This is a genomic window from Candidatus Thiosymbion oneisti (assembly GCF_900092655.1).
Classification (GTDB): domain Bacteria; phylum Pseudomonadota; class Gammaproteobacteria; order Chromatiales; family Chromatiaceae; genus Thiosymbion; species Thiosymbion oneisti.
This window is the reverse complement of the sequence record NZ_FLUY01001469.1, coordinates 1-5,604: the sequence shown is the minus strand read 5'-3', so window position 1 is coordinate 5,604 and position 5,604 is coordinate 1. Positions and strand designations below refer to the sequence as shown.

The following is a 5,604-nucleotide window of genomic DNA, read 5'->3' as shown; positions in this document are numbered from 1 at the left end:
ACCCCTACAAACGCTCAAACACTGGTACGCTCAACAGCCCCGATTGTTCAATAAAATTCCGCGTAATCATCCGGGACCTGACACCTAGCCTAAGGAACCTTGATGCGCCGCTTTCTCGGCAACCAAGTCGGCCTTCTTGACTGTCGCTTCGGCCTGTCTGATCGAGGCGATATCGATCATCTTACCATCCAGGGTCACGGCGCCTGCCCCCGTTTGTTCGGCCTGCTCTAAGGCTGCCAGGACACGGCGCGCCTGTGCCACTTCGTCAGCGGAGGGTTTGAACAGTTCGTTCGCCAGCTCTACCTGGCTGGGGTGGATCGCCATCTTGCCTTCACAGCCTAGGGTGCGGGCCCGTTTCGCGCTCGCCGTCCAGCCATCCGGGTCCTTGATATCGGAGAAGGGCCCGTCGATCGGGCGCAACCCGTTGGCGCGCGCCACTGCCACCAGCCGTGCCAGGTGATAGTGCCACATGTCGCCCCAATGCCGCTCACGCCCGCCCTCCGGGTCGGGGTCCGTCAATACGTGATAGTTCGGGTTGGGCGCGCCGATTATGCTGGCTGTCTGCGCTCCGGCGGCGGCGGCATAGTCGGCGGAACCGAAAACGATGCTCTCATTGCGGGGCGAAGCCGCGGCGATTTCGCCGATGTTCTGGAGCCCCAGGGGGGTTTCGACGAGTAATTCGATGCCGATCCGCTGCTTGATGCCCTTGGCCTGCTCGATCTGGGTGAGCAGCATATCCAGGGCATAGATGTCCGCCGCGCAGCCGACCTTGGGGACCAGGATCAGGTCGAGACGGTTACCGGCCTGTTCCGCCACATCCACTACATCTCGATACATATAGTGGGTATCCAGGCCGTTGATACGCACCGAAACACTCTTGCCGCGGAAATCCAGTTCGTTCAGTGCGGCGATCACCTCCTTGCGCGCCTGCGCCTTTTTGTCCGGGGGGACCGAATCTTCCAGATCGAAAAATATCAGGTCTGCCGCACCGGCGGCCGCCTTTTCGAAAAACTGCGGCTTGGAGCCGGGTACGGCAAGCATGCTCCGACTCAGGCGTTGGGTGCGGACGGGGATGGTCTTGAAGCTCACGGTGGGCACTCTCCTGGTCGGTGATGGAATTGGGTTGCGCGGTGAAGGCTTGCGGCCAACGAGGGACTGGGGAAGGGCAGGCCAACTCGGACTGCCTTCAAAGAAAACAACGAATCACACAAATCGACGCGAAAAAGATCCCTCTCTTTGGTTCAGGATGACAATTTTGCGGGGATTCGCGTGATTCGTCGTTTTTCCGCTTTTTTACTAAGAGGCTGTCTAAAAACCAACACATTGATTTTCGACTGGCTCCCCACGCTCCAGCGTAGGAGCAGACCCCGACGCTCCAGCGTCGATTAAGCGCCTCGGTAGACTAACCGCCAACGCCTATTAGCACAGAGAGCTGAGTCCGCTGGAGCGGACAAGACGGCGTTCCCACGCTGGAGCGTGGGAACGAGCGCGAAATTTTCAAATTTTATGTCCTAAAATCAGTATCTTAATTTTTAGATAGCTTCTAAGGTTAACGCTTGACTTAGTGGCATTGCCTCTTAAGCAGCTTGTTAGAGCCAACCGGCATTCAGAGCAGCACTATAGAGACTGCTCCGCCTAGAGAGAACCAGCCAATCACGCTGTCTGGCGGCTAGAGCCGAGATCAATGCGGTGAAGCGGCCGTTCTTGGATGGAAAGGTCTGGTCAGGGCGTTTCGGGCCTCCTGCGGCAGGTCCAAGGGCACAAAATAGGTCGCTGGATACAGATAGTCTTCTGCGGATTCGTCGATTATTCGTAAGTAGCCTTCCTGGACGGCGTTTCGGTCAATGACGACCTGGTACACTTTTCCCTTTTCTAAATTTTCACAATTCCTATTCTCAATGCAAAGGGCAAACTCGGCAGTCTGTTTTTCGGCTTTCATCGGAATCAATCCAGAACTGGCGACTGGTAGCCGGTAGCCAGGTAGGGCGTAGGATGCGGTGAGCGCGGTGGTTCTGAGCTCGCTGGCCCGGTGCACGCTCTCCCCGCGCGAACTGCATCTTTGGATGGTCTGTGCCCAACAGTATCGTTCAGGCCCTCCACTGTTTTTGCCATCCCTGGCACTGGATTCCGGCAATCCCTGCCGGAATGACGCGGTGGGGTCTGAACGATTACGCCCAATACCCTTGCTGGACACGCTCGCCATCCAAAGATACGAAGCTCCCTCGCTACGCTCGGGACAAGGCTGCGCTCACTACAATTAATTGATGCGGTTCGCGCCTTCTCACGGTGCCATCCTGTAAGACCTACCGCGCTCACCGCATCCTACGGCCCTGACAATCCTACGGCCCTGACAACTGCCCGGCGGGATGCGGCCATCCCTGGCCTGTCCCGCCCTACGGGGGCCACCCCTGCCCCCTGACAACTGCTTCGTGATGCCATCCTGAATAACCTGCCGCGTTCACCGCATATATGGCGGGTGGCGCCGTCCTTGGCTTACCCGCCCTACCACCATCCTACGGGCGAAACAACTTGTTAATCGAGCAGTGGGCCGGACCACCAAGCGTCTGCTCAGCCCCGGATTTCCGGCGCCTGCTCTTCTGAAGGAGATGATCTTAAGCGGTCTGGTCGGAAAGCTCGGGTACGACAGGCTCGAGCTTCCAGATGTCCCGATTGTAATCGGCGATGGTGCGGTCGCTGGAGAAACGGGCACAGCAGGCCGCGTTGATGATGCTCATTCGGGTCCACCGGTCCTGATCCCGGAAGGCCTCCGCGGCCCGTTTCTGGGCGTCGATGAAGCTGCGGAAGTCGGCCAGGGTCATCCAGGGATCGCCGGGGCTGCGCATCGAGCCGATGAGGGCATCGAAGGCCCCGGGCTCGAATTGGTTGAAGTGGGCGCTGTCGATCAACTGTATAACGCGGCTCAGGTCCTCGTCCTCATGGATGATCCGCTCCGGATCGTAGGGCTTGCGTTTGGTTGCGACCTCCGCTTCCGTGAGGCCGAACAGGAAGAAGTTTTCCTTGCCGACTTCTTCCAGGATTTCCACGTTGGCGCCGTCCAGAGTCCCGATGGTAACCGCCCCGTTCATCATGAACTTCATATTGCCGGTGCCCGATGCCTCCTTGCCGGCGGTCGAGATCTGGGACGAGAGGTCGGTGCCCGGCGCGATAATCTCCATCGCCGAGACCCGGTAGTTGGGAATAAAGGCCACCTTCAACCGATCGCCGACGGCGGGATCCTCGTTGATCACCTTGGCTACGTTGTTGATGAATTTGATGATCCGCTTGGCAAGCCAATAGCCGGGCGCGGCCTTGCCCCCAATGAAGACACAGCGCGGCGTCCAGTCGTTCGTATCGCCCCGTTTGATGCGATCATACAGGTGGATCACATGCAGTACGTTGAGCAGCTGGCGCTTGTATTCGTGGATCCGTTTGACCTGGACATCGAACATCGCATCGGGATTGAATTTTACGCCGCAGCAGGATGCCATCATTTTCGCCAGGTGCACCTTGTTCCGGCGTTTGACCTCCTGCCATTTCCGCACAAAGGTCTTGTCCTTGGTCTTCGGCCGCAGGTCCTTCAGCTTGGTCAGGTCGACCTCCCAGCCCGCGCCCAGGGTCTCGGTAAGCAACTCGCTCAGACCCGGATTGGCAAGGGCCAGGAACCGACGCGGGGTCACGCCGTTGGTCTTGTTGTTGAACTTCTCCGGCCACAGGTCGTAGAAGTCCCTGAACAGTCCTTCCTTCAGCAGCTTGGTGTGCAGCGCCGCAACACCGTTGACCGAGAAGCTGCCCACGATGGCCAGATGCGCCATGCGTACCTGGGAATCCATGCCTTCCTCGATAATCGACATCCGCGCCTGACGTTCGGTATCGCCCGGCCAACGGCTGGCCACCTGGGAGAGAAAGCGCGCATTGATCTCGAAGATGATGTCCAGGATCCGCGGCAAGAGCTCGCGAAAGATGCGTACCGGCCAGCGTTCCAGCGCCTCGGGCAACAGGGTGTGGTTGGTGTAGGCCATGCAGCGGGTGGTGATCGCCCACGCTTGGTCCCATCCCATACCCTGCCTATCCATCAGCAGACGCATGAGCTCGGCGACCGCCACCGCCGGGTGGGTGTCATTGAGCTGAAAACAGTTTTTTTCCGCAAACGGGGAGAAGTCCTCCCCCTGGTCCCGCAACCACCGCCGCATCACGTCCTGGAGCGCCGCCGAGGTCAGAAAATACTGCTGCCGCAGGCGCAGCTCCTTGCCGCTCTCGCTCGCATCGTTGGGATACAGGACTTTACTGATGTTTTCCGCATGCATGCGCCCCGCCACGGCCTCGACGTAAGAACCGGCATTGAACTGGGTCAGGTCGAACTCTTCGACCGCGACCGCCTTCCAGACGCGCAGCGTGTTGACCGTGCCGTTGAGATAGCCGGGGATCGGGATGTCATAGGGCACCGCCAGCACATCGTCGGTGTCCACCCAACGCATCTGAAAACCCTTGTCGCCATCCCCCACGCGCTCCACCCGCCCCCGAAACCTGATGCGCTGAATGAACTCGGTGCGTTCCAGCTCCCAGGGGTTGCCGCAGGCCAACCAATGATCGGGTTTCTCCACCTGCTCGCCCTGCGCGTCGATCTCCTGCCTGAAAATTCCGTACTCATAGCGGATACAGTGGCCCATCACCGGCAGCTGCAAGGTGGCACAGCTGTCCAGGAAGCAGGCCGCCAACCGTCCCAGGCCCCCATTGCCCAGCCCGGCGTCACGCTCGACCTCCATCACCTTCTCGAGCTCCAATCCCAGGGTGCTCACCGCCTTCTCTACCTCCTCCCGGATGCCCAGATTCAGCAAGGTGTTGCCGAGGCTGCGCCCCATCAGAAACTCCAGCGACAGATATTGAGTACGCTTGCACTCCTCATCCTGATATGAATAGTGGGTGCTCTTCCAGCGTTCCATCAGCCGGTCCCGCAGGGCGATGACCAAGGCTTCATACACATGGTGGGCAGAGATCGAGTGCTTGTCGCAACCCAGGGTATGATTGAAATGGCGTCGGATATCGGCAACGATGCTGGACGCGTCCATCCCCAGCTCACGTTCATCGATCAGCAAGGGCTCGGGCAGGGGGGTGCGGCTCTTCTTGTCTTTGGCCATCTGGCATTCCTCTCTGGTGTTTCTGGGCATTTTTATATTTTCTAGCGGTTTTTCAGGTCCTGCAGGCGCCCTGACGGAGAACCCGAAACGAAGCTCAGCCGTGCCGGACAGGATAAACTTTTAATGTTAGCCGCGACGATGGCGACGGGCAAGCCACACCGGCGATTCGCCAGGGCAACCGAATGATAATCACTGCTGAAACAATCGCTTGGCATGGAAGCGAATCGGGTCGGTTGGGCCAAGGCGCGCTGCCGAACCGGCGCTCGAGCCCAGGGTCCATAGCGCGCCGTGCCCAACAGATGGATCGATGGGCACGCTGCGCTGGGTGCATCCTAACCCGCCGCCGCGGTGCGGAAACCGCCGCGGCATGTCCGATCCCTTAGAACCCGCTCGATGGACGCTTGCTTTGCCCATCCTACGGGCGTTGCCCAACCGCCTGCCGTGAGCTGGGATCTTCGCGTGCCGAAAC

General features: G+C 59.4%; 3 protein-coding genes. All 3 read right to left on the bottom strand.

Annotated elements, in window-relative coordinates; translation table 11 throughout:
* Positions 1-84: 84 nt before the first annotated feature.
* Positions 85-1,089 (bottom strand): HpcH/HpaI aldolase/citrate lyase family protein, encoded by a 1,005-nt coding sequence (locus tag BQ17_RS15150; RefSeq protein WP_256091623.1) that lies wholly within the window; start codon positions 1,087-1,089, stop codon positions 85-87.
* 592 nt (positions 1,090-1,681) lie between these two features.
* Positions 1,682-1,939 carry a hypothetical protein gene (locus tag BQ17_RS15145; protein WP_089728456.1) on the bottom strand — a complete coding sequence of 86 codons (258 nt, stop codon included), beginning with the start codon at positions 1,937-1,939 and terminating at the stop codon, positions 1,682-1,684.
* Positions 1,940-2,612: 673 nt separating this feature from the next.
* On the bottom strand, positions 2,613-5,135 hold the full coding sequence (locus tag BQ17_RS15140) for a glycogen/starch/alpha-glucan phosphorylase (RefSeq protein WP_089728453.1): 2,523 nt from the start codon (positions 5,133-5,135) through the stop codon (positions 2,613-2,615).
* Positions 5,136-5,604 lie beyond the last annotated feature (469 nt).